Origin of the sequence: Christiangramia flava JLT2011 (genome assembly GCF_001951155.1) — a bacterium.
In the GTDB taxonomy this organism is placed as follows: Bacteria; Bacteroidota; Bacteroidia; order Flavobacteriales; family Flavobacteriaceae; genus Christiangramia; species Christiangramia flava.
Map to the genome: position 1 here is coordinate 3,599,023 of NZ_CP016359.1, position 25,408 is coordinate 3,624,430.

At 42.1% G+C, this 25,408-nt stretch carries 22 protein-coding genes; 12 read left to right on the plus strand and 10 right to left on the minus strand.

The features are described from left to right. The first annotated feature begins 255 nt into the window (after positions 1-255). Positions 256-5,280 carry a translocation/assembly module TamB domain-containing protein gene (locus tag GRFL_RS16040; RefSeq protein ID WP_083645562.1) on the plus strand — a complete coding sequence of 1,675 codons (5,025 nt, stop codon included), beginning with the start codon at positions 256-258 and terminating at the stop codon, positions 5,278-5,280. Then, positions 5,267-7,579, plus strand: coding sequence for a translocation and assembly module lipoprotein TamL (tamL, locus tag GRFL_RS16045; RefSeq protein WP_083645563.1), 2,313 nt, complete (start codon positions 5,267-5,269; stop codon positions 7,577-7,579). Before GRFL_RS16040 ends, tamL begins: the two co-directional genes overlap by 14 nt. On the opposite strand, the gene upp is transcribed toward tamL, so the two are convergent. Then, positions 7,576-8,235, minus strand: coding sequence for a uracil phosphoribosyltransferase (gene upp, locus GRFL_RS16050; protein WP_083645564.1), 660 nt, complete (start codon positions 8,233-8,235; stop codon positions 7,576-7,578). The two genes, tamL and upp, sit on opposite strands and share 4 nt — an antisense overlap. A gap of 205 nt (positions 8,236-8,440) precedes the next feature. Between upp and GRFL_RS16055 the strand changes: the two genes are divergently transcribed. Both GRFL_RS16055 and GRFL_RS16060 read left to right on the plus strand, forming a co-directional pair. Next, positions 8,441-9,025, plus strand: coding sequence for a DinB family protein (locus GRFL_RS16055; protein WP_083645565.1), 585 nt, complete (start codon positions 8,441-8,443; stop codon positions 9,023-9,025). 73 nt (positions 9,026-9,098) lie between these two features. Next, positions 9,099-9,719, plus strand: a complete 621-nt coding sequence (locus GRFL_RS16060) for a hypothetical protein (protein WP_083645566.1) — start codon at positions 9,099-9,101, stop codon at positions 9,717-9,719. A gap of 6 nt (positions 9,720-9,725) precedes the next feature. On the opposite strand, the gene GRFL_RS16065 is transcribed toward GRFL_RS16060, so the two are convergent. Beyond that, the gene (locus GRFL_RS16065) at positions 9,726-10,205 is read right to left on the minus strand and encodes a ferritin-like domain-containing protein (RefSeq protein ID WP_083645567.1); all 480 of its coding nucleotides are present in this window, start codon (positions 10,203-10,205) and stop codon (positions 9,726-9,728) included. Positions 10,206-10,373: 168 nt separating this feature from the next. On the opposite strand from GRFL_RS16065, the gene GRFL_RS16070 reads away from it, so the two are divergent. Further along, complete coding sequence (locus GRFL_RS16070; RefSeq protein WP_083645568.1) at positions 10,374-10,832, plus strand: universal stress protein; 459 nt, start codon at positions 10,374-10,376, stop codon at positions 10,830-10,832. 24 nt (positions 10,833-10,856) lie between these two features. On the opposite strand, the gene GRFL_RS16075 is transcribed toward GRFL_RS16070, so the two are convergent. Then, positions 10,857-11,861 (minus strand): zinc-binding alcohol dehydrogenase family protein, encoded by a 1,005-nt coding sequence (locus tag GRFL_RS16075; RefSeq protein ID WP_083645569.1) that lies wholly within the window; start codon positions 11,859-11,861, stop codon positions 10,857-10,859. 132 nt (positions 11,862-11,993) lie between these two features. Between GRFL_RS16075 and GRFL_RS16080 the strand changes: the two genes are divergently transcribed. The 3 genes from GRFL_RS16080 (at position 11,994) to GRFL_RS16090 (ending at position 13,960) form a co-directional block, all read left to right on the plus strand. Continuing rightward, positions 11,994-12,863, plus strand: a complete 870-nt coding sequence (locus tag GRFL_RS16080) for an NAD(P)-dependent oxidoreductase (protein WP_083645570.1) — start codon at positions 11,994-11,996, stop codon at positions 12,861-12,863. A gap of 219 nt (positions 12,864-13,082) precedes the next feature. Further along, positions 13,083-13,541 (plus strand): cold-shock protein, encoded by a 459-nt coding sequence (locus GRFL_RS16085; protein WP_083645571.1) that lies wholly within the window; start codon positions 13,083-13,085, stop codon positions 13,539-13,541. A 224-nt stretch (positions 13,542-13,765) separates the two neighbouring features. Beyond that, positions 13,766-13,960 (plus strand): cold-shock protein, encoded by a 195-nt coding sequence (locus tag GRFL_RS16090; protein ID WP_083645572.1) that lies wholly within the window; start codon positions 13,766-13,768, stop codon positions 13,958-13,960. Positions 13,961-14,007: 47 nt separating this feature from the next. Here GRFL_RS16090 and GRFL_RS16095 read toward each other — a convergent pair whose 3' ends face one another. Next, positions 14,008-14,937, minus strand: coding sequence for a cation diffusion facilitator family transporter (locus GRFL_RS16095; protein WP_083645573.1), 930 nt, complete (start codon positions 14,935-14,937; stop codon positions 14,008-14,010). A gap of 134 nt (positions 14,938-15,071) precedes the next feature. On the opposite strand from GRFL_RS16095, the gene GRFL_RS16100 reads away from it, so the two are divergent. Next, on the plus strand, positions 15,072-17,900 hold the full coding sequence (locus GRFL_RS16100; protein WP_083645574.1) for a M16 family metallopeptidase: 2,829 nt from the start codon (positions 15,072-15,074) through the stop codon (positions 17,898-17,900). Between the two features lie 125 nt (positions 17,901-18,025). Beyond that, the gene (locus GRFL_RS16105; protein WP_083645575.1) at positions 18,026-19,303 is read left to right on the plus strand and encodes an MFS transporter; all 1,278 of its coding nucleotides are present in this window, start codon (positions 18,026-18,028) and stop codon (positions 19,301-19,303) included. Here GRFL_RS16105 and GRFL_RS16110 read toward each other — a convergent pair. Next, a complete protein-coding gene (locus GRFL_RS16110; protein WP_083646212.1) occupies positions 19,300-19,749 on the minus strand; it encodes a GNAT family N-acetyltransferase in 450 nt (149 codons plus the stop codon). The genes GRFL_RS16105 and GRFL_RS16110 overlap by 4 nt on opposite strands. Before the next feature lie 106 nt (positions 19,750-19,855). Between GRFL_RS16110 and GRFL_RS16115 the strand changes: the two genes are divergently transcribed. Continuing rightward, complete coding sequence (locus GRFL_RS16115) at positions 19,856-20,323, plus strand: PepSY-like domain-containing protein (protein ID WP_083645576.1); 468 nt, start codon at positions 19,856-19,858, stop codon at positions 20,321-20,323. A gap of 17 nt (positions 20,324-20,340) precedes the next feature. Here GRFL_RS16115 and GRFL_RS16120 read toward each other — a convergent pair whose 3' ends face one another. From GRFL_RS16120 to GRFL_RS16135, 4 genes are all read right to left on the minus strand, one after another. Next, positions 20,341-20,850: a cupin domain-containing protein gene (locus tag GRFL_RS16120; RefSeq protein ID WP_083645577.1), complete on the minus strand. Its 510-nt coding sequence runs from the start codon at positions 20,848-20,850 to the stop codon at positions 20,341-20,343. Positions 20,851-20,912: 62 nt separating this feature from the next. After that, a complete protein-coding gene (locus GRFL_RS16125; RefSeq protein ID WP_083645578.1) occupies positions 20,913-21,428 on the minus strand; it encodes a DUF4251 domain-containing protein in 516 nt (171 codons plus the stop codon). Between the two features lie 9 nt (positions 21,429-21,437). Next, positions 21,438-22,310, minus strand: coding sequence for a formate/nitrite transporter family protein (locus GRFL_RS16130; protein ID WP_083645579.1), 873 nt, complete (start codon positions 22,308-22,310; stop codon positions 21,438-21,440). Between the two features lie 65 nt (positions 22,311-22,375). Beyond that, on the minus strand, positions 22,376-22,855 hold the full coding sequence (locus tag GRFL_RS16135) for a nucleoside deaminase (protein WP_083645580.1): 480 nt from the start codon (positions 22,853-22,855) through the stop codon (positions 22,376-22,378). A gap of 203 nt (positions 22,856-23,058) precedes the next feature. On the opposite strand from GRFL_RS16135, the gene GRFL_RS16140 reads away from it, so the two are divergent. After that, entirely contained in the window at positions 23,059-23,358 is a 300-nt protein-coding gene (locus GRFL_RS16140; protein ID WP_083645581.1) for an HPF/RaiA family ribosome-associated protein, read from the plus strand. Positions 23,359-23,410: 52 nt separating this feature from the next. Here the strand turns inward: GRFL_RS16140 and GRFL_RS16145 are convergent, their stop codons facing one another. Beyond that, positions 23,411-25,396: an aconitate hydratase gene (locus tag GRFL_RS16145; protein WP_083645582.1), complete on the minus strand. Its 1,986-nt coding sequence runs from the start codon at positions 25,394-25,396 to the stop codon at positions 23,411-23,413. Positions 25,397-25,408: the final 12 nt, after the last annotated feature.

The following is a 25,408-nucleotide window of genomic DNA, read 5'->3' on the forward strand; positions in this document are numbered from 1 at the left end:
TTTGAGAATTTAATCGTGGAAGATAATTTGGTCAAAGCATGAAAATCTGATCTGAGAAATGTTAAAATTTGTGTGGAAATATCTCCACACTTCGTTAACATTTTCCACAAATCGGCCTTTTCTATTTCCCAATTCTTTCTGAAGTTACCGTCTTCGGAAGCCTAAGTTTTAACAGAAGTTTAGAATAAATTAGAGTTTTATGTTTTCCCTTTATGGCCGCGATGCAATAACTTTGAGATTTAACCCCCTTTCCGATTGGCAAATACTAAAAAGACCGTTTTTAAGATTCTGAAAATTCTGGGAAAGATCATCCTGGGAATTCTCATTTTCTTATTGCTGGTCATCCTTTTCATTCGCAGCCCGTGGGGACAGAATATCATTAAAGACAAATTCATTAACTCCATTTCCAAAAAAACAGGGACTGAGATTCGATTGGATCGCATATTCGTGCAATTCAATGGAGATATACAGGTAGACAACCTCTATGTAGAAGATCAGAAAGGCGATACGCTTATTTATTCCGAAAGTTTGAATGCCGATATCCCGTTTTTACCAATCATCAAAGGCAATTCTTTTAGCCTGAACAGTTTGGAATGGAAAAATGCCAAGGCCAGGATTTACCGGGAAGATTCCATTTCCGGGTTCAATTATGAATTTTTACTGGAAGCCATGGCAGCCAGCGATACCACCGCCAGCAGTACACCCGCCGATACTACCGCTTCACCCATGAAGATCGATCTGGGAGACTTCAACCTTCAGGATATCGATCTCAGCTATCGGGATGAAGTGACCGGTATTGACACAAAGGCGAATTTCAAGCAATTACAGGCCTCTTTTCTGGAAACCGATCTGGACCAGATGAATTTCCGCTTGAAAGAAGTGCTATTGAGTGATGCCAATGTTGCTTTTTACCAGACCAGAAATGTTCCCAGTTCCAATGAAGAGGAAACACCCTTGCCAATTTTGGGAGTCGAAAACCTGAAACTTCAACGCGTCAAGGCTCAATACGCCTCGGTAGGAGATACGATCCAGGCAGGAATCAATATCAATGATTTTTCAGTTGCTGATGCCGACTTCAATTTGAAAGATAGTATTATTGGTATTTCCAGTATCGATCTTAAAAATTCCGCGATCGATCTGGAGATGAAATCACCTTCAGCCACCACACAAAGTACTCCTGAAAACACCAATTTTGAATGGGCTGGTTGGAAAATTGACATTTCTGAAACCAATCTCGAAAACAATTATTTTGGCTATGTGGTAGATGACGCCACAGCTTCCGCGGAATTCAATCCGAACTATATAGTAATTGATAGCCTGGATTTCAGTTCCAACCAAATCGCTTATGAAAGGGGGCAGGCACAGCTGAACGTTCAGAAACTGCATCTTCGGGAAGCTTCTGGATTAGCCGTTCAGGAATTACAATTTGAGGCCCTTCTGAGCAATACGGAAATGAAACTCCAGGATCTCACGGCAGCGATCAATTCTAACCGACTTGCCGGAAATGCACAACTCCAGTTTGCCGATATCAACGACCTAATCAATAAACCAGAGACCGCTTCCCTGCAGGCCAATCTTTCCAATATTCGCTTACAGCTTCGTGAAATTTATCGTTTTCAACCCGATCTTCGAAATAATGAATATTTCAGAGCTGTGGCTTCGGCCCCGGTTTCCGGTGCTATTCGCATCAACGGAAAACTGGACAATCTTTCCGTGAATCCGGTAAACCTTAACTGGAGAAATACAAGGATCAACGGCTCGGGAAACCTTTTGAATGCGACCGATCCTGACCGACTGGCATTTAATTTTCCGAAAGTAGATTTCAGAACGCGCAGAACCGATCTGCTCCATTTTGTAAAGGAATCTGATCTGGGAATCAGCCTTCCGGAAAATATGCGTTTGCAGGGAAGTTTCCGTGGAAACACCACAGATATTTCCACAACGAGTAATTTGGTGACTTCCGAAGGTTCCGTAGCAATTGACGGAACATTTACTTCCGGAGAAAAACTGGCTTTTGATGCCACGATACAGGGCGATAGTATCGCTCTTGGCAAACTGCTCCAAAACGAGGCTCTGGGCAATATGGATATCACGATCAAAGCAACGGGTAGTGGTAATAACGTAGAGAATCTCAACGCTGATCTTAATTCCCGCATCAGTTCGTTCACCTATAATGGTTATCAGTTTGAAAACATCGACATAAACGGGAAACTGGAAAATGGCAAAGGCCCTGTGAACCTGATCTACCAGGATGCCAACCTCGATATGGAGGCACAGACTACGGTCAGTCTTGATTCGGTTTCACCAAGAATGGACTTTACGATCTATCTTGACGGGGCTGATCTCGGCGCTTTGGGCATTACACAACAAACGATCAAAACCGGCTTTACCCTCGAAGGCTGGTATGAGGGGAATGCCAGCCAGTATGAAGTAGAAGCTGATATTATTGATGGGGTTGCGGTTTATAACAATAAAACCTATCTCCTCGGAAGTTTTGAATCACATGCTTTCGTGACCGAAGATACCACAGCGGTCAATATCAAAAACCGAATCCTGAATCTTGACCTGCAATCGAATGCCAGCCCAATTGCCTTTACGCAGGCTATTAATAGGCATTTTAAGCGATATGTTACCGAAAATTACCAGGAAGATTCGATCATCAACCCGGTAAACCTGAAACTGAACGCCAGGATCAGCGAAGCCCCAATATTGAACAAAGTTTTTATTCCAAACCTGGAAGAACTGGATACGGTGAATATAGATGTCGATTTTCGGGAAAAAGACCGGGAACTGGATGCCTTTGTTGATCTGCCGTCCGTCAAATATATGGGCAGCCAGATCGATTCCCTGAAACTGGAAATGCTTTCAGATAATACTGACCTGAATTTTGATTTTGGTTTCAAGGCACTCACGGCCGGACCTTTAGCGATTAAAAGAACGCAACTAGACGGGGGTGTAGTGAACAGAAAATTACAGCTTGAGTTCAGCTCTATGTATGAAAATGACACTCTGGCCCACGTGAATTCGGAACTGAATTTTCAGGGTGACACGCTCAAATTCCACGTAGAACCAAACCGTCTCATACTCAACAAAAATCCCTGGAATATTGCAGATAACAACCTCATTAGTTACGACACCGGTTACCTGCACTTCCAGGATTTCAGGCTTTTTAGGAATGGCCAGGAAATGATGGTGAGCAACAATGCTCCGGAGAGTGACAAAGAATCACTGAAACTGGCTTTCAACAATTTCAAACTGGCCGCTCTGCTCAACTATTTGAATCCTGAAAACCAGCTCGCCCAAGGAAACCTGAATGGGGAAGTGGTACTGGAAGAACCATTTGGTGAAACCGGTTTACTGGCAGATATGCAAATCAATCAGTTTCGCGTGATGGAAGTAGACCTGAACACCTTGTCCCTAAAAGGCAATTCTGCCGGGTTCAATAATTACGATTTCGAAATGATGCTGAAAGGCGGTGCTGTTGACCTGGACCTTACCGGGGCATACGTGGCGGCAGAACCTTCGGCTGAACTGGATATGAACCTGGATATTAATGAGTTTCAGATGCAGGCCTTAAAAGGTTTTACACTCGGAGCCGTTAAGGACGGAAGTGGTAGTTTCTCAGGAAATATCAAACTCAAGGGAACAGTGGTAGAACCGGAATACTCTGGAAACCTGCAATTCAACCAGGCTAGTTTTAATGTGGCCATGCTCAATTCAGAATTCAACCTTCCGAATGAAACCCTAAGAATTGATACGAACGGTGCCTATTTTGACAATTTCAATATTCAGGATTCGAATGGCAATGCCTTTGTGCTGAATGGTGAAATTATAACGGAAAGCCTGTTGAATCCCGGTTTCAATTTAGATCTGCAGGCCAAAAATTTTCAGCTGCTGAATTCAACGGAAGAAGATAATGACCTTTTCTACGGAAAAGCAATCGTTGATGTGGATGCCAAGATCACCGGAGACCTCAACCTGCCTATCGTCAATGCCGATCTTACCATTAATGAAAATACTGATTTTACGTATGTGATCCCTGAAACTGAAATGCAGATCAAGGATCGTGATGGGGTAGTCATTTTCGTCAATAAAGAAAACCCGGATGATATTCTCACTCAAACCGAGGAAGAGTCTTACGTGGTTTCAGGCTACGATATTTATACCCGTGTCAGGGTTGACGAGGATGCCGTCTTCCGCGTGATCCTGAATGAAAGTACTGGCGATAAGTTCCAGGTCCAGGGAGAAGGCGATCTTATTTACAATATGTATCCCAACGGCCGAATGTCGCTAAGTGGGGTTTATGACATCAATGATGGTTTCTACGAAATGAGCCTTTATAATCTGGTGAAAAGACGATTCGATATAGCTGATGGCAGCCGTGTTTCGTGGTCTGGTGATCCTTTTGATGCCAAAATGGACGTTCGGGCGATCTATCGGGTAGAGACCTCTGCATCTTCTTTAATGGCTACCAGGATCAGCGGAATGGCCCCACAGGAACAGGGTTCTTTTAAAAATGATTATCCGTTCCTGGTATACCTGAACGTGGATGGCGAACTTACCGAACCAAAGATCACGTTCAGCCTCGATATGCCACAGGATGAACAGGGAGCCGGCGGCGGGCAAATTTACGGCCAGATCCAGCAATTGAACAACCAGGAAGCGGAACTGAATAAACAGGTATTTTCTTTACTGGTCCTCAATCGCTTTTTTCCGTCATCCAGCAGTGGTGCTGAGGGAGGAACCCTTGCAGTGGCTCGAGACAACCTGAATAATGCCCTTTCTGACCAGTTGAACATGCTCTCCAGCCGAATTCTGGGGGATAGTGGTGTGCAGCTCAATTTTGATGTAGACAGTTTTACTGATTACCAGGGAGAAACGCCGGAAGACCGCACACAACTGAATATTAATGCCCAAAAAGCCTTTATGGAAGATCGCCTGGTGGTGCAGGTTGGGAGTGAGGTGGACATTCAGGGTGGCAATACACCCGGCCAGGAATCGAGTCCACTGATCGGGACCGTAAGTATTGCGTATCTTTTAGATGAACAGGGAGTTTGGAGAATCAAAGGTTTCCGAAGAAATCAGTTTGAAAATGTGATAGACGGGCAGCTTATCGTAAGCGGAATATCACTCATCTTCACTAAAGAATTCAACAAATTCAAGGAGCTTTTTGAGAAGGCCGTGGTGGAAGAGGCTAACAAGCAACAGGAAAATAAAAAAGAGCAGGAGGCCGAGGCTGCTTCCAATAATGATAAAGCTACCCGGGATGAAGAGAATTAGTTCGATCGTTTGGATATGTATCATCTTTATCGCGCTGTATTCCTGCAGCGTGAAAAAATTTATTCCTGAAGATGAATATCTCTACACGGGCGCGGATATTGAAATCGAAGCTGATACCACCATCAAGGATGAACCTCAGTTGAAAGCAGAACTGGAAAATGTACTCCGTCCGCAGCCCAATTCGAAGATCCTGGGTGGCTATCCCGGTGTGTATTTCTATTATAAAGCGAACCGCGAAAAACCCGGTTTTATCAATAAATTCCTGAATAAAAATTTTGGAGAGGAACCCGTCTATATTTCTGAAGTAGATTTGACCAATACCGAAGATCTATTACTAAATCGTCTCGAAAACCGCGGATTCTTTTACAGCAGGGTTTCTTCAGATACCGCCATAAATGCGAAGGCTAAAACTGGAATGGCATCCTTTAAACTAAGAGTTCCGGAACCATATACAATGGAAACTTACCAGCTCGATACGGACACGATGCTGGTTTATACGGAAATCAAAAGAAAAATGGATAATTCACTCCTGGAAAAGGGTATGCGGTTTGACCTGCCCGATCTCAAAGCAGAAAGGGAACGAATTGATGCAGATCTCAAGCAAAGCGGTTATTATAATTTTAACCCGGGCTTTCTACTGTTCGAGGCAGATACTAACCAATATGACACGAAGCGTTTTGACCTTTATTTGAAACTCAAGAAAAATGTTCCGGCGAAATCTATTATCCCTTATGAGATTTCAAATGTGAATGTGTACGCGAATTATAATATCGACGAAGATTCGATCACCAGAAATTTCAAAAGATATAAGAACAAGAATTATTTTCAGGAGAATATATTTTTCAAACCGGAAAGACTGGATCCTTATATTCTTATCGAAACCGGCGATTATTACGATCCTGAAATTTCCCGGAATACCAGTCGCCGACTTGGTTCCATAGGTTCCTACAAATTTGTGAATATTGAATACGAAGAGATCGATACACTGGCTACTGACAGTATTGGCCTGCTTCAGGCAAATATCTATTTGAGCCCTCTTAAGAAACGTGCGATTCGTGCAGAATTACAGGCAGTAACAAAATCAAACAGTTTTACCGGGCCGCATCTGGCGGTAACGTTTGCCAACCGAAACTTATTTAAAGGCGGAGAAAGCCTCAATATTTCCGCAAATGTGGGATACGAGTTCCAGGTTTCTTCCGGAGAGCGCTTGAGTAGTTTACAGCTTGGACTAAAGAATGATCTGATCATACCCAGGCTCATTTTTCCGATAGAGGTCAATAACAATTTTTTCAAATATGATATTCCGCGAACGAAGATCAGCCTCGCGGGTGATTTACTGAACCGGAGTAAACTTTTTACATTAGGATCTGTTTCAGCAAGTTTTGGCTGGTTCTGGAATGCTAATAAATACGTATCGCATGAGCTTACACCTATCAGCCTGAATTATGTTAGTTTGACCAATACTTCGCCGGAATTTGATAAAATTCTGGAAGAAAATCCCTTTCTCCGAAGCAGTTTTGACCAGGAATTTATTTCCGGGCTTACGTACAGTTTTATCTATAATGGATTGATCGATACCAATAAAAAACATGCCTTCTTTTTTAATTCCAATCTGGACGTCGCAGGAAATACTGTGAGTTTGTTGGGAAAAGAAGCTCCATCGGGAAATAAGGAAGTGTTTGGGCTGGAATATGCACAATACGCCAAAATTGACGGGGATTGGCATTACCATTTCAGATTGCCAAATAATCATGTGATCGCCACGAGATTATTCGCGGGAATTGGCATTCCTTATGGTAATTCTGAAGTGTTGCCTTTCAGCAAGCAATATTTTTCCGGTGGTCCATATAGCGTTCGCGCCTTCCGAATCAGGTCACTTGGGCCGGGAACATATTACCCGCAGCAAGCAGATGCCAATGATCCGGCTTCCAGCACAGTCGGCTATTTTGATCAAAGCGGAAACATCAGGCTGGAAGCAAATGCCGAATATCGTTTCCCGCTGATCACCTACCTGAATGGTGCTTTTTTCATCGATGCCGGGAACGTCTGGAATACACCAAAGGTTGCAAAGGCTTCCAGAACTTCAGAAACCGATCCGCCAAGAGGCGCTTTCAGTTCTAATTTTATAAATGAACTGGGAATTGGTGGTGGAGCAGGGCTTCGAGTGGATATACAGAATTTTGTAATCCGTGTAGACCTGGCCTTTCCTTTCCATGATCCCAATTTGCCAAACGGCCCGGAATGGGTCTTTGATTTTGGAAGACCGGTGCTGAATTTCGGGATTGGTTATCCTTTCTAGTGCTGCAATTTATTTCCGAAGCATAGATCACCCGCATCGCCAAGACCGGGAACGATATAACCGTTCTTATCCAGCTTTCCGTCTACCGCAGCGATCCAGAGTTGTGTTTTTTCGGGTAGTTCTTTTTCCAGGTACTCAATTCCTTCCTCTGAACCTATGATGGATACCAGATGAATGGTTTCCGGTGTACCCATTTTCTGCAGAGCCTTATATACATTCACGAAAGATCGGCCGGTAGCCAGCATGGGATCTGCCAGGATCAATGTTTTACCTTCCAGTGAGGGTGAAGCCAGGTATTCCACCAGAATTTCAAATTGTTCATCATTGTTAGGATGGTGACGATAAGCTGAAATAAAAGAATTCTCGGCATCATCAAAATAATTCAGCAAACCCTGGTGTAATGGTAGGCCGGCTCTTAGAATGGAACAAATCACGATCTCGTCATCTGGCAGAAATTGTATGGATTTTCCTAATGGCGTTTGGATTTGTTTTTCTGAAAAAGAAAGTGTTTTACTCAGTTCATAACCCAATATCTCTCCCAGTCTTTCGATATTTCTACGGAAGCGAAGTCGATCGTTCTGGATGGAAATATCTCGTAGCTGTGCCACGAATTTCCCGGCAATAGAATCAGTTTTAGTAAGGTGATGTACCTGCATGAATTCAGTTTTGGAACCTAAAAATAAGCATATTCCAACAGAATCTTATTTTTTGAGGCTTCTGAAAATGATTTTGATAATAGAACAATAAAATTATCTGTAAAATTTAAAGTATATTTAGTAAGGTCAACCATCTAACAACCAGCTCGATAAATGTTTGTTAGTTTGATCGAAACAGAAAACTATCCACTAAACTCACAAAAACATGAAACATCTATTAATTACTGTAGCTTTGTTGCTGGCACCGGTATTTTCACTGGACAACAACCCACCGAAAGACGTAATGGAATACCTTGAGGAAACCTCTGGTCACCTCGAAGAAACAGTAGAAGGGCTTAGCCAGGCACAATTTCAGTTCAAACCAGATGCGAACACCTGGTCTATTGCGGAATGTATGGAGCATATCAATAAAACCGAAGCTGAATTGTTCCAATTACTGCAACAAACTTTAGATTCTGAAAGCGACGAAGAAGCTGAGGTGAGTATGGATGACGAAGCTTTAATTGGGATGATTACCAATCGTGAACAAAAAGCTAAAGCGGCGGCAAATCTGGAACCATCTAATGCCTACGCATCATTGGAGGAGGCGATCGAAGCTTTTGAAATGCAACGAGAGGAAATCACGGCTTACCTGGAAAATACTGAAGCTGATATGTATGCGCATACTTTTGAATTTCCATTCGCCGTTGTAGATGCGCACCAATTAGTACTATTCCTTGCAGGACATACCGCCAGGCACACCATGCAAATAGAGGAAGTCATGGCAAACCCTGATTTTCCGCAGGAATAAAAAGGAATTTAATCAGGAATAGTATTTTTGGCGATATTTTTGATATTCATGAATTGCTCGTAAATTGTAAATCATGCGAAGAATACTATTCCTATACCTATTTATATCGGCGGCCGGTTTGAGCTTTCTACAGGCTCAGGAGCTTCCAACTACCAGCAACTCTGGTAAGGTCATTAAAGCTGAAGAAACCTCCAGCGGTTTTCCCATTTTCAGAAGAGAAGAGACCGAAACCGAGAGTCAGTTTTTAAAAGACAAACCCAAGGCGATAGATCTTCGGGAGAACCCAAATAATTTGATGACAGAAGCAGATGCTGTCAAGCAACGATGGTCTAAAGACAAGGCTGCCAAAGAGGAATATCGCAACGATCAAAATCTTGGTAACGTGATCACCAATGGTAAATTCGTAGAAGTTTACTGTCGGGATCATGAATACGTAGACGGTGATCGCGTGAAGATCATCGTGAACGGGCAGGTGGTAAACGAAAATATGCCTTTACAGGGCGGATTTACGCCTGTACTAGTCCATCTACAGGATGGTTTTAACAGCATCGAGTTTGTAGCCTTGAACCAGGGAACCTCTGGTCCTAACACTGCTGAACTACGAGTACTGAGTGAAAAAGGGGAACAGCTTGCAAAAAAGGAATGGAATCTCCTTACCGGTGCCAAAGCCCAGTTAATTGTGGTTAAAAATTAAAACGGATCAGTCTTCCAGATCCTCTAAAATTTTTACTTCTTTCAGCACATTTCGAATGGTTTCCAGTTGCTTTTCCAGCATCAGCCTAATATCAGTCGGAAACGTATGATCTTTCAGCTTTTTCTCATAAATGCGGACACTGGATTTTTCGCCCCTGATACATTCTTCTAGAAGTGATTCATCATCATGTTTGCTTAATGAGCTTCTGAATTCGAGCCAGAACCGGTGTAAATTTCCGAGGACCGAGCCTCCATCGCTGATGTGATGTTCATTCAGCGCGTGTAGTTTGTTATCAATTTCAGTAGCAAAATGATTTCTCCTGGCGGCCTGGTTTTTCAGAAATCTTTTCAAATGATCGTTGGAGGTGTGTTCCATGGCTTTTTTATAGCCTTTTTCCGCATCATAATTGCGCTCAAGCAATTCCTTTAGGTCATGAACAAGCGCATCATGACTGGCCTCACGTGCCGCTTCTCGAGTAGTTTTCATACGGCGTTGATTTTATTGGTTTGTCTTATAAAGATACTGCAAAAATCGTATAAAAAACAGCTCAACCCACTAAATTTCAGACCGCTATAATTGCTGAATTAGCTTCAGAATTCGTGATGAAAATGCCATTTATTAACTATCTTTAAGTAAGTTTAGAAAACAGGAATCATGAAAAAAGTACTGATAGCCGTTGACTATAATCCACATTCCGAAATTGTGGTGCAACAAGGTTATGAACTGGCAAAAACCATGGACGCTCAAATTTGCCTTGTTCACGTTTTGGCTGAAGTTCATTATTACGGCATGAATTATCCTGCGTTCATGGGGTATGAAGGCTACAATGAAATGCAGGTTGATATCGAGATCAGTTCCCAGCTTCGAAAAGTCGCTGAAGATTTTTTAAAAACCGCGGCCGACCACCTGAATGATCCTGCGGTCACCACACACCTGGCAGAAGGAAATACGGCTTCGGCTCTCTTAGACTATGCTGAAGAATGGCAGGCTGACCTTATTGTCATGGGAACCCATAGTCACTCTGTACTGGAAAAGGTTTTGATGGGAACTACCGCCTCCCACGTTTTGGAAAAAACCAAGGTTCCGGTTTATATGGTGCCTGTAAAAGATTAAGGCTCCCTTTTGGAAGCCTTGCTCTTAAAATACGATCACATTTTTCCCGATCGATTCCCCACTTTCCTGAAGTTTATGCACTTCTTTAAAAGTTTCAGCTTTGAGACCTTCAAAATGTTTTTCCAGGGTCGTTTTCAATTGTCCAGATTCAAAGAGTTTTCTGGTTTCATCCAGAATTTCATGTTGCCTGATCCTAGAAGAAGTTTGGAACTTTGGCCTGGTAAACATCAATTCCCAATGAAAACTAACACTTTTATTTTTGAGTAAATTAAGATCAACCTTTTTGGTGGTATTAACGACACAGCTTATGGCTCCCTCTGGCGCGATAAGCCGGGCCATGTTTTCCCAGTGGCCGGAAGTATCGGCGAAATTGAGGATATAATCAATACTGTTTTCTTCCGGTAGTTCCTTATCCAGCTCATAATGGTTTACAACTTTGTCGGCCCCAATTTCTTTGCACCAGTCGGCTGTTTCTTTTCTGGAAGCAGTAGCGATGACCTCCAGTTTGGTCAGTTTTTTCAACAGCTGGATGGCGATAGATCCAACCCCACCGGCGCCGCCAATAATTAAAATATTCTTGTCCTCACCGGAATCCCTGGAAATGTGCATTCGGTCAAAAATACATTCCCAGGCCGTAAGAGTGGTTAGAGGCATTGCAGCGGCTTCCTGCCAGTTCAGGTTTTTAGGTTTAAGGGAAACTAGACGTTCATCAACTACCTGATATTCGGCATTACAACCCGGGCGGGTTAGGTCGCCGCTATACCAAACTTCGTCACCCTTCTGAAACATGGTGACTTCAGCTCCAACATCCTCTACAATCCCGGCGGCATCCCAACCAATGATCTTCGGGGTATCCAGTGCTTCTTTTGCGGCACTTTGCCGAATTTTATAATCTACCGGGTTTACGGAAACAGCCTGAATGCGTACCAGGATATCTTTTGGTTCTGGTCTGGGTTGCTCAGTTTCAAATTCTATAAACGAATTCTCTTCCTCTATGGGAAGTGATTTTTTAAATCCTACAGCTTTCATTTTCAATTTTTCTTTTGAAAATAATCCAGCAGTTCCGGTTTACCTGAAGTTCCTTCATAAACTTTTGCTAAAATCAGCAACAGATTGTTTCACTGTTTCTTTCCTTGTAAATTTGATTTCAAATCAGAAAGCATGAAAATTGGATTTATTGGCCTGGGAATTATGGGTAGCCGGATGGCGGCCAACCTTCAAAATGCCGGTTATGACCTGAAGGTATACAACCGCACTAAAAGCAAGGCACAACATTTACTGAAACAAGGTGCAGAATGGGCTAATACGCCTTCTGAGGCTGCCGAAGATGTACAGGTTCTTTTTACAATGCTTGAAAACCCTCAGGTAGTGGAAGAACTAGCAACTGGCGATAATGGTTTTCTAGAAGGTTTACCCGAAAATGCCATTTGGGTAGATTCCAGCACCGTGAATCCATCCTTCAGTGAGAAAATGGCCAAGCTGGCCACTCAAAAGAATATCCGATTTCTGGACGCGCCGGTTTCCGGTTCCAAAGCTGCAGCAGCCGATGCGCAATTGTTATTTCTCGTAGGAGGGGAGCAGCAAGACCTGGAAGAGGTGAAATCATTGCTGGACAAAATGGGAAAAGATGCCATTCATGTGGGACCACACGGCAAAGGTTCGGCCATGAAAATTATGATCAACCAGCTTCTGGGACAAAGTATGCTGGCTTTTTCTGAAAGTCTGAATTTGGGAATGGCCATGGGAATTGATAAAAAAACCGGGATGGATATTCTTTTGAAAACGCCCGTTACCGCGCCAATTCTTGATGTTTTCAGAAGCCGGATCGAAGAAAACAACTACGAGCCTAATTTCCCACTGAAGCATCTTCAGAAAGATTTGCATTTATTTACGGAAACCGCATACGAATATGGCCAGCCAAGCCCGCTTACCAATGCCGCGAAAGAAGTGTATGGGCTGGCAAAACATAAGAATATGGCCGACCTGGATTTTTCCGCAGTTTTTAAATATCTTAATGAAAAAGACTCCTGATCAAAGAATTAACGATTTGAAACCAGAGATTTTCCGCATAAATTATTGAAAACCCTTTTTTTCGCGTACCTTTGAAAAAATTTCGGTGCAGGTTGAAAAACCATTGCTCTCGCTGAATAAATTCTTCAAAAGATAATCTTACACATTACATTTTCTGGTATTCGTTTAGTGGTTCAACGCATTGAAATTGCAAGGCGAATAGTAACATAAAATTTGTGAATGGCAAGATCCGGACAAACTCAAAACAAACGCGAAAAAGAAAAAAAGAAGCTTAAAAAGAAGAAGGAAAAAGAAGCCAGAAGGCTGGAGCGCAAAGAAAACTCCAATAAAGGCGGTTCCTTCGAAGATATGATTGCCTACGTGGATGCCAATGGTAATCTCACTGATACACCACCAGATTCATCGGAAAAAGTGGAGGTACAGGCAGAAGACATTGAAATTTCAGTACCCAAGAAAGAAGATCGCGAGGAGGAGGAAGTTATTCTGGACACCGAAGGAAAAGTCTCATTTTTCGATCATTCTAAAGGTTTTGGATTCATCATTGGTAAAACTACCGGTGAAAAATACTTTGTTCACGTTAGCGGACTCGAGGAAGAGATCATGGAAAATGATAAGGTTTCTTTTGAACTGGAACAGGGAATGCGCGGCCTGAATGCTGTAAGAGTTAAAAAGCTGTAAACCAGTAAAGAATATATTTTTACAAGATTTTGATAATCATGCAAACTTATCCAAATATTTGCGCTAGGTTTGCACCGTAAATATTTTAGTTTTCTCCACTTTTTAAATTCCCAACGGAATTCTTTCTAGTAAGTTTACTTCTCTATTTAATTATCATTGAAGATTGGAAGCCATACAATCTATAAACGAGCATGGCAACATAGTAATATTTAATATGCAATATAATGCAAGAAGGTAAAGTAAAATTTTTCAATAATACCAAAGGATTTGGTTTTATTAATTCAGACGATTCACAGGAAGATATCTTTGTACACCAAAGTGGTCTTATCGACGATATTCGTGAAAATGACCGAGTGAGATTCGAGACAGAACAAGGTAGAAAAGGAATTAATGCTATTAATGTTGAGCTAATCGACTAAGCGATAACCTGATATACAGAACTAAAGCCATCATTTGATGGCTTTTTTTATGCAATTTTCGGTTCCAAATGATTGGTTGTTTGAATATAGACTTCCCTAATTTTGGGATGTTTTTCCTTGATCTCTTTCCGAAGCTTGTCAATGATCTCTTCCGCTTCCACCAGCTGCAAATCATCTGTAATATCTACTTCAACAATAAGTAAAATTTGATCCGGACTAAAATGCATCGTCTGCGGAATATTCGAATTCAAGATATGCGGGTTAGAATTGATGATCCTATCCACATCTTCGATCACTTCCGGCTGGGCACTTTCTCCCAGTAACAGGCCTTTGCTTTCATGGGCCAGAAAAGTTGCCACCGTTAATAGAATCGCACCGATAACTATGGAAGCGCCACCGTCTATTAGTGGGTTATCCAGTTCCTGAGCCAGGAACACCCCCAGAAGAGCGATAAATAGGCCAGTGACTGCAGCGGTATCTTCAATAATTACCGCAAACGTGGAGGCGTCTTTACTACGGATGATATTTTTGATCAGGTTCTTGGATTTCGTCTTCCTCGATTTATTGAAGGTCCGCACAGCAATTACTAAAGAAGTTCCTTCGAATAAGATCGCAGCGACCAGCACGATATAATTCCAGGTAGGATCTTCCATGGTATGAGGATCCTGAAGGGCGTGTACACCTTCATAGATCGCAAAACCACCACCGAGCGCAAAAATCAGGATACTCACCACAAAACTCCAGAAATATACTTCCTTCCCGTATCCAAATGGATGTTGTTTATCTGGTTTCTGTTTGGATTTTTTAATGCCGAGTAACAATAGTAAACCATTACCCGTATCAACCAGCGAATGAATTCCTTCCGCCAGCATCGCTGAACTTCCGGTGAAAAATGAAGCTATGAATTTGCTGATTGCGATTAGAATATTTGCTGCGATCGCTCCGTAAATAGCGATGTTCGATCCTCCTGCTGCCATGGGTAGATTTTTAGTGAATGTACAATTCTGAAGAAACACGACCACGGTCTTTTGGATTTCTTTAATAGATAAACTTTCCCAGGTTTTAACCTGAATTGTTTATTTTTAGAAATCATCCAACAAAATTTACATTTATGAGAAACAAATACCTTTTGTTCCTGGTAACGGTTGTTGCCGGAAATATACTATTCAGTCAGTCACAAAACGCAACAAATACTGCAAGCGACTTTAAAATAGATTATGAAAAATTCACTTTAGATAACGGTCTCGAAGTGATTCTGCATGAGGATCATAGCGACCCAATTGTGGCAGTAGCTACCATGATGCACGTAGGTTCCAATAGAGAAAAACCTGGTAAGACCGGCTTTGCCCATTTCTTTGAGCACATGAGCTTTAATGATTCGGAAAATGTGCCTCGCGGTGCTAACCGTAAGATGATCCCGGAGTGGGGTGGAAGTCGAAATGGTGGAACCTGGAGCGATGGAACCGTATATTATGAAGTAGTCCCGAAAGATGCTTTTGAAAAGATCCTGTGGATCGACTCTGATCGATTTGGATACATGATCAACACGGTAACGCAGGCAGCGCTAGAGCGTGAAAAACAGGTCGTGAAAAATGAAAAACGGGAACGCGTGGATAACTCTCCTTACGGTTATACTGATGAAGTAATCAGGAAAAATCTCTATCCGAAAGACCATCCTTACAACTGGACGGTTATTGGTCAACTACCAGATCTTCAATCGGCCACCCTGGAAGATGTCAAGGAATTTTATAACCAATATTATGGAGCCAGTAATGCCTCACTAGTCATTGCCGGGGATATCGATGTGGAAAAGACCAAGGAGCTAGTGAAGAGATGGTTTGGAGAAATCCCCGGCGGCCCTGAAGTGGCTCCAATAGAAGCAAAACCCGTACAACTGCAAGAAACAAAATCGCTCTATTTTGAAGATAATTTTGCCAAATTACCGGAACTAAGAATGGTATTCCCAACGGTAGAAGATTACAACAAAGACATGTATGCCTTGCAAATTCTGGGACAGCTGTTGAGTGGAAGCAAAAAATCACCCTTGTACAAAAGCGTGGTAGAAGAGGCAAAATTGGCTCCCAATGTGGGAACTTATCAAAGCAGCAATGAGCTGGCCGGTGAATTCATCTTCCGCGTTCGAGCCAATGCAAATACCGATCTGGATAGCGTGAAGCTGGCAATCGAAAAAGGTCTTTCAGATTTTGAAAAGAATGGCGTTGACCATCAGGAATTAAAACGCATCAAGGCTGAACTCGAAACTCAGTTATACCAGGGTGTAAGCACCATTCTGAATAAAGCATTCCAGTTGGTACAGGATAATGAATTCAACAATGATCCTGGTTACATCAGTAAAACTGCGGAATTGACCAATGCAGTTTCAGCAGCAGATGTGATGAATGTCTACCAGAAATACATTCAGGATAAAGCCTATGTCATGACCAGTTTTGTGCCAAAAGGAAACGTGGATCTGGCTGTATCGGGTTCCGAAGAAGCTGAAGTATGGATTGAGGAAGTAAAAAGCGATGTTGCAAGCGAAGAAGTTAGCCAGGGTGAAGAAGCCGATTATCAGAAAACAGAGTCAAAATATGACCGCAGCGAGCCTGATTTTGGGGAGTTGCCACTGTTTCAATCTCCTGAGGTGTGGACAGCCGAACTCTCTAATGGTATGGAAATCTATGGAATTGAGAATCGGGAAGTACCACTGGTCCAATTCGACATTAGTATTCCCGGAGGACAGCTACTGGATCCTGAAAACAAACCGGGTGTCGCGTCCCTATTAACCGATTTGATGATGCAGGGAACCGCGTCTAAAACGCCGGCCGAACTGGAGGAAGCAATAGGTCTTTTGGGAGCTAGTATTTATATGTATAGTTCCAACGAAGACCTTCATATTACTGGAACCTGTCTGGCCAAAAATTTTGAACCTACCATGGAACTGGTTCAGGAGATCATGCTGGAACCACGATGGGATGAAAAGGAGTTCGACCGATTGAAAAGCGCGCTGCAAACCAATCTGAAAGGTATGGAAGCCAATCCGCAGGCGATCGCTCAGACTGTTTTTTATAGACTGCTCTATGGAAAAGATAACAGTTTTGGCGTGCCGGGAATGGGAACTATGGAATCTGCTCAGGCTATTACAATAGCGGACTTACAGGCCTATTATTCCCAATTAGCTCCAGAAAATGCGAGTTTTCATGTGGTTGGGTCAATTACCAAACCCGAAGTTCAGCAAACACTCCAGGATTTTTCTGCCAGTTGGAAAAATGCATCGCCTGAGATAGCCAATGATGAGATTCAGCCGGAAGGAGAAGGAGGGAAGCTCTATTTTATCGATGTGCCAGATGCCAAGCAATCGGTTATCCTCATTGGGAAGCTCGTGCTTTCCGGAGAAGACAGCGATGCGGCAAAACTGAATTTTGCCAATGAAATTCTTGGTGGCGGCTCCAGCGGGAAATTGTTTCAAACCCTGCGGATCGAAAAAGGCTATACTTACGGTGCGTATTCCGGCATTTCAGATAACCTGGAAGTTTCTCCATTTTATATCCGTACCAGCGTAAGAGCCAATGCAACGCTATCTTCTCTGGAAATTATTGAGGAAATGGTTCAGAATTACGCAGCCGATTTTGGGGCGGAAGAAGTAAAACTTACCCAGAACAAACTGCTCAAAGAAAACACCCGCGCTTATGAAAGCCTCGGTGCAAAGCTGGGCATTTTAAGAGAAATCAGTAAATATGGCAAAGATCCTTCTTATATTGAAGATATGCAGGAAGAGTTGATGGAGATGAAAGAAGAAGATTTTAAGGAGGTGATCAATGAATATCTTTCAGAATATGAAATGATTTATGTGGTGGTTGGTGATAAGGCCACGCAATTGGAAGAAGTGAAAAAACTTGGAAAACCGGTTGTGGAGCTGGATATCCACGGAAACAAAATCTAAGGTTTACATTAGTGATATTAAAAAGCACAGCTCTTTGAGTTTGTGCTTTTTTTTTGCTTTTTTCAGAAAACAGAATTCTGCTGAATGGTTACATTTGAAAGTCAATAAGTTTATCCCAATATCCCATGCCTAAAACCGATCCTTATGCGGCGCTGCGTTACGGTGAATTCCGAATGTTTTTGCTGTTGCGATTCGCTTTTGTTTTCGCACGTACCATGCAGTTCATCGTGATTGAATGGGAAGTGTATAATCTTACGAAAGATCCGTTTTCATTGGGGATTATTGGACTTATGGAGGTAATTCCCGCAGTTTCCTTAGCGCTTTTTGCCGGTCATATCGTGGATCAAAAAGAAAAAAAAGGCTTATTACTGAAGTGTTTACTGGGATTTTCAGTGATCAGCATTGGATTATTCCTGTTAACCTGGCCAACGGTAACTGATGGACTGAGTACCAAATTCACCCTTTATGCCATATACTTCCTCATTTTCATCGGCGGTATCGTAAGGGCATTTCTTGGGCCTGTCAACTTCTCGTTATTCGGGCTCATCGTTCCTAAAAAGATCTATCCCAACGCGGCAACCTGGAACAGTTCCGTGTGGCAGCTCGCATCTGTATTAGGCCCGGCTCTGGCAGGTTTCAGTATTCACTGGATTGGGGTACACTGGTCCATGCTGCTGATTTTCGGTTTTGTGATCATTGCGTTATTGTGTCTAACGGCCATTTCAAAAAAACCGATTCTGAATCCAAAAATTGGGGAGCCAGTTTTCAAAAGTTTAAAAGAAGGTATTTATTTTGTCTTTCGTAAAAAAGTCATTTTTGGTGCCATTGCCCTGGATATGGTCGCCGTGCTCTTTGGCGGAGCAGTGGCGCTATTACCGGTTTTCGCACAGGATATTCTGAAAGTAGGAGCCCAGGGATTTGGCATTTTACGGGCAGCTCCGGCAGTGGGTGCGGTCATCATCATGTTCACTTCGGCCTACTACCCGCTGAATAAACGAGCCGGGATGAAATTGCTTCTAGCCGTTTTCGGTTTTGGTCTCAGTATCATCCTCTTCGGAATTTCTGAATATTTCTGGCTCTCGGTTTTCGCACTATTCTTAAGCGGTATTACTGATGGGGTTTCCATGGTCATCAGGCAAACCATTCTGCAACTAAAAACACCCGATCATATGCGGGGCAGGGTTTCTTCAGTGAATTCTATTTTCGTAGGATCTTCCAATGAACTGGGAGCTTTCGAGAGCGGACTTACCGCCAGGTTAATGGGAACAGTCCCTGCAGTAGTATTTGGTGGAAGTATGACCTTACTAACAGTTCTTGGTATGGGCGGTATTTTCCCCTCTTTCAGAAAACTGGATTTGCAAAAAGATGTGGAAGCGCATGAAAGGGAAGGGGAAGAGGCCTAAAATTTCTTCTGAAAACACAGGCTGTTTTCCATATTTTCATACGGCGGATAATTTGGAATAACCTGATATGCTAATTTTTGATAAAATGCCACCGCTTCAGTCTGGCGCTTTCCGGTTTCAAGATAAACTTCAGCAAAACCTAATGATTCAGCCCAATTCTCCAATTCCCGAAGAATCATAGAAGCCAAACCCTGGTTTCGATATTCCGGTTTTACATACATCCGCTTGATCTCTACGGAATCGCTTCCGAATTTCTTAAAAGCCCCACAGCCCACAGGAACATTTTCCGCATAAGCCACAATCACATGGTCTAACTGGTCCAGTTTGTTGAACTGATCGTAAAAACCATGCTCATCGCCATCACAAACTGCCAGGTACTTATCTAAATCCTGAACGAGTTTGCGAAAATCGGCATTTTCAGAATTGGTTTGTTGAAGTTGGATCATCTTGGAGATTTTAGGAATAAAATAACTTTTTATCACCGTGACTTTTAGCAGAATCTTAGCGATTTGCCCTTCAAAGCTATCGTAAATTTGGATAAAACCAATAATTATGAAAAGATTTAGTTTTTTAATCCTGGCCATTTTTTCAGTAAGCCTGCTGAGCTGCCAGGAAAAGAAAAAGGACCAAAAAAGTGAAAAAGATGGAGCTCCGTTAGCGGTTCAAGAAAATTTCCAAAAGAAATATCCGGGAGAAGACGATCCCGACTGGAAACAGGATGACCACGATTACTGGGAAGCTCATTTCAAAAAAGACGGGATCAAATACCGGGCCGATTTTAATGCTGATGGAAGTTGGGTCGAGACAGAAAATAGTATTGATAAAGAGGAACTTCCAGAAGTGGTGAAACAAATTATTGAAGAAAAATATGCTGACCGTGAAATCACTGAAGTGGAACATGTGATGAATGCGAAGGAAGGTGAATTCTATGATGTGGAATTCAAGCAAAAAGGAAAAAACATGGACGTGGAATTTCGTAAAGACGGAAGTATCATAAAAGTTGAAAATCGTAAGGACTAGAACGCTTAGTGGTAGCTTTAATTTTCCCTGGTATATTGATGGATGACATTGGCATGCCGGGGAAATTTTTTTAATAATTCTTCACGTTTAGGTATGTAAAAATCATCAAAATCAAAACCTGGAGCTACGGTACAACCAACCAAAGCAAAGGAATCTGGTTCCTGGACGCTGGCCGCAAAATAATTTCCTCCCGGAATAACATATTGCAAATGCTCATTTTTCTGAAGATTATTTCCAATCATTATTTCTGAATGTTCACCAGATGCGGAAATGATTTGCAGACTGATTCCTGAGCCTTGATAAAAATGCCAGATTTCATCCTGGTAAATTTTATGAAATGCTGAAAAACTTTCTGAAGTCAAAAGAAAATAAATACTTGTACAAACATTGCGATCTCCAGAATAATTATTTTTGAGAGCTTTCTTCGGAATGATCTCAGGACTTCTATAGATCTCGCGAAAGTAACCGCCTTCAGGATGTGGCTGTAATTGCAGTTTGTCAATAATAGTCTGAATATCTTTCCTCATTTAAAAAAAATACATTTGCACTATAATTTATATTATGTAAAATAGATTTTTTTAATCCTTTCTTATTCTGTTTCTGGCAAATGACTAATTCTTCCACGGTAACTAATAGCATCCCGCTGGCTGCTGGTAACATTTGTATTCGTCTTACCATTTTCAAATATTAATATGCTGAATTTTAAATTTTCCGTACCGTTATTTCCTTCAAACTGGATTTGCCCGTAAGCCGAATTGACGTTTTCGGAAATTTTTAAATTCTTAACCGGGCCTTCATATTCAATTCCATTGGCATTACCATAGCCGCCACCGGTTTGCCTCACGCCAAAATATGGCAAGAATATAGATACTGAATCAGTTTGAAACCGAATGAAATTAGGATTGCCTATCAAATTGATATTTCCTGCGCGCATAGGCATCGCCCAGTCATTTTCAATTTCAAATTCCTTACTGGAAATCAATTCGGCAACCTGCTGATCATTTAATTTTTCCGAAGAACCGCAACTATTCAAAAAAATGCTCAATAGAACTCCAAAACTTAGCAGTTTAAAAATGTCCGACAGTTTCAATGATAACTTTTTCATTTTCAGAATTTAAGGCATTTTTACATTAAATACAAAAGCACGGTACTTTAATAACGCGACAAAAAATACCGCTCCAATCGCATTTCCCGCCAGTATTACCACCAGCGTTTGAATATATTCCAAAATAGTAATTTCCGGCGATACCAGCATAGCTGAAAATATTTCGATATTCCCAATGATACTATGATGCAGCCCGGTAAACCCCATTAACGCTGTTATCAAATATATCACGATAATTTCCCCTACCGTTTCCTTGGAAGATGTAACCAGCCAGGATAGCAGGCCCATTAACCAGCCGGCGAGAATGGCGCTTACCAAAATGGTAAAAACTTCATATTCTACCATATGAAGCCCTATCTTTTCAATATCCAGTTCGGTGAAAATTGCCAATTTTGGACCTACCCATACCAGTGTCAATGCAATTAAGAGTCCGCCTACCAGATTTCCTAGAATTACCAGGCCCCAGATTCGGAATAAACTTCCCAGGCTTCTTTTATTACTCAGAACTGGCAGCGTTAAAAGTGAAGTTTGCTCTGTAAAAAGAATAGACTGCCCCATAATCACCAAAATAAAACCGAGTGGGTACACGAAAGCCATGAGTTTAAATACAACCTCTTCGGCAAAATAACCGGATGCGAAATGATGCAAAGTGGCCAACATTAAAAAACTGAAGCCGATCTCCAGGCCTGCCGTAAACGAACTTAGAAGAATACTGCTCCAACTGCGATCATAAGTTTCACAACCTTCAATGATCTGCTGCTTTAGAATTTCCCCATGGCTTTTAGTTTTGGTTCCGTCCTGCTGCTGGTCAGAACCATCAATTTCCTGGTCTACTTTTTCCTGTTTTTTCTTTTTTTCTTCTTCTTCGTTGTTCTTATTCATATATAGAATTATAAAATCCGAAGAATGGAATCTTCGGATTTGGAACTAAACTATTTTAAAAGTATTTAGCTAATGAGCTTCTCCTCTCTTTTCAGTTTTTGCCAAATACTTACCGCTTCCTCTCTACAAATTTGAATCATTTTAAATTTGAGTCGTCGTTTTTCTGGATCTGAAGCATAATACATATTACTGTACAGAAACCCGAAATCCCGTGCATCTTCTGCTGAAGCAGCAAAATAAATATAATCGAATTTCGCCCAATATGCGGCACCCAGGCACATCATGCATGGCTCACAGCTCGTAAAAAGCACACAACCACTCAGGTCATTTTTGTTCAGCTTGGTACAGGCACGTTGTATAGCCCGTAGTTCTGCATGCTGGGTGCAATCACCGTTACAAAGAACCTCGTTCCGCGCTTCAGCAATAATTTCTTCCCCCTGGGTTACGACAGCACCAAATGGCCCGCCATTATCCATTTCTCCTCCTTGCCTGGCAAGTTGTAAGGCCCTTGCCATCATCTTTTTCTGAAAATCAAAACTTTCCATCACCTTCAACTGCTTTTCTTTTAAAGGTACTTCAGAAAAGTCAATAATTACGGGACTTTAGCAGATTTTAGGCTGATTTAAAGGCTATTTTAAGGTAATTCGTTTCAATTGCAAAAATAGTCCTAAAATATTGCCAAATAAGGCATAAGAGGTTTGGGCTAAAATCAGAAATTCGGTTCCTTTAAGTAAAATTAAATCAAACTATGGAAGCAATATTTGAATTTGTACAGCTTACTAAAAGTGAACGTTTAGAGGAGTTCACGCAGAAAAAATTAGAGAAATTAGAAAATAAATATAATTGGGTCATTAGAGCCAATGTCTTTTTTAAAAGAGATGAAAATCAAAAACCGAATGGGTACATCTGTGAGATTCGCCTGAGCGTACCCGGCCCGGAGATTTTTGCCGAATCTAATGAGGATTCGTTTGAAGCTGCCGCTGCCGCAACCGTTAAGGATCTCGAAAGGCAATGCGAGAAAAAGAAAGCAAAAATGATATCACATTAAAAAAAATAAAGCCCTTCTTCGGAAGGGCTTTTTTAATGCTATTATTTAAATGCTAAGCTTTAAGATCCTGTTCTTCCAGCTTATCTTTAAATTCATTAATAATTCCTCCTTTTAAAAGAATATTGATCTGGCGATCACTCAGGCTATGACGTGTTTTAAAACTGGCCTCTCCTCCACTCTTCTTTTTCACCACTACTTCAATTTCTTTTCGATTTTGCACATCTTCCCGCAAATTTCTGAAACTAACCTCGTCTCCCTGTTCGATCTTATCATAATCAGCGATATCAATGAATTCCAAAGGTAAAATTCCGAAGTTTACAAGGTTCTGCCAGGCGATTCGCGCGTAAGAATTGGCAATTACAGCGGCCTGTCCCAGGTATTTCGGGGCTAAGGCAGCATGTTCTCTACTAGAACCCTGTGCGTAATTATCTTTGGCTACCACAATATGACCACCAAATTGATCCTTGGCTTCCATCGCCCGGTCATAAAATGTTTCATCTATAACGGTATAAGAATATTTGCTGATTTCCGGGAGGTTACTTCTGAAAGGCAGGACTTCTGCACCCGCTTTTAGAATTTCATCAGTAGATATATTGTCGCCCATTTTCAGCAGAACCGGAACGTCATATTGATCCTTCATTGGTTCGATATGTGGAAGAGATTTGATGTTCGGTCCTTTTTTCAATTCTACGTTGGTTCCGTCTTCGGGCGGTGCCACCAGCATTTCGGTATTGATAATTTCAGTTTCCGGATGGATGAACTGGGGGTAACTCATTCCGTAGATTTTTCCCAGGTCACGAGGATCGGTAATTTTTCCGGTCAATGCGGAAGCTGCCGCGGTTTCCGGGCTGCACAAATGTACTTGGTCATCTTTTGTTCCTGATCTGTCTGGGAAATTCCGTGGCATTGTTCTTAAACTGATGGTTCCGGAAGCCGGAGCCTGTCCCATACCGATACAACCCATACAGCCGGACTGGTGAAAACGTGCACCGGCCTTGATGAGATTGGCAAAAGCCTTATTATCAATCATATTCTGGATCATCTGTCGCGAAGTAGGATTGATATCAAAAGAAACGTCATTATTCACCGATTTTCCGTCAACTATGGCTCCGGCGATCCAGAAATCCCGTAATCCCGGATTTGCCGAAGATCCTATTACCACCTGGCTGATGTCTTTTCCTTCCACCTCCCGAACCGGGACAACATTCCCGGGACTTGTTGGCAAAGCAATAAGCGGGATAAGATCATCCAGCACAATTTCATCATTAAGATCATATTCGCAGCCTTCATCTGCCAGTAATTCGGTCCAATCTTCTTCACGTCCCTGTGATTTCAAAAACCTTTTAGTTTCCTGGTCGCTTGGGAAAACGGTAGTAGTAGCGCCAAGTTCCGCCCCCATATTGGCAATTACATGACGATCCATCGCGCTCAGATACTGAAGACCTTCACCATAATATTCTATCACTTTTCCAACGCCTCCTTTAACATCATATCTTCTCAACATTTCCAGGATCACATCTTTGGCACTCACCCAGTCGGGAAGTTTTCCGGTGAGTTTGACTCCCATCACTTTTGGCATTTTGACAAAATAGGCCTGTCCGGCGATAGCGGCAGCCACATCCAGACCGCCCGTACCAATGGCCAACATTCCAAGGGAACCCGCCGCCGGGGTGTGACTATCTGATCCCACCATGGTTTTACCAGGCTTTCCGAATCGCTGCATATGAACCGGGTGGCTAACACCATTTCCCGGCCTGCTGTACCATAAACCGAAACGTTGCGCAGCAGAATGCAGGAACAAATGATCATCAGCATTTTTATAATCGGTTTGCAACAGGTTATGATCTACATACTGAACAGCGACTTCGGTTTGGGCTTTTTTGAGTCCCATAGCTTCCAGTTCCAGCTGAACCAGCGTTCCCGTAGCATCCTGAAGAAGCGCCTGGTCAATCTTAATTCCGATTTCCTTTCCAGGAGTCATTTCGCCTTCGAGAAGATGTTCTTTGATTAATTTTTGAGTGACATTGAGTTTTGACATATGGCAAGTTTT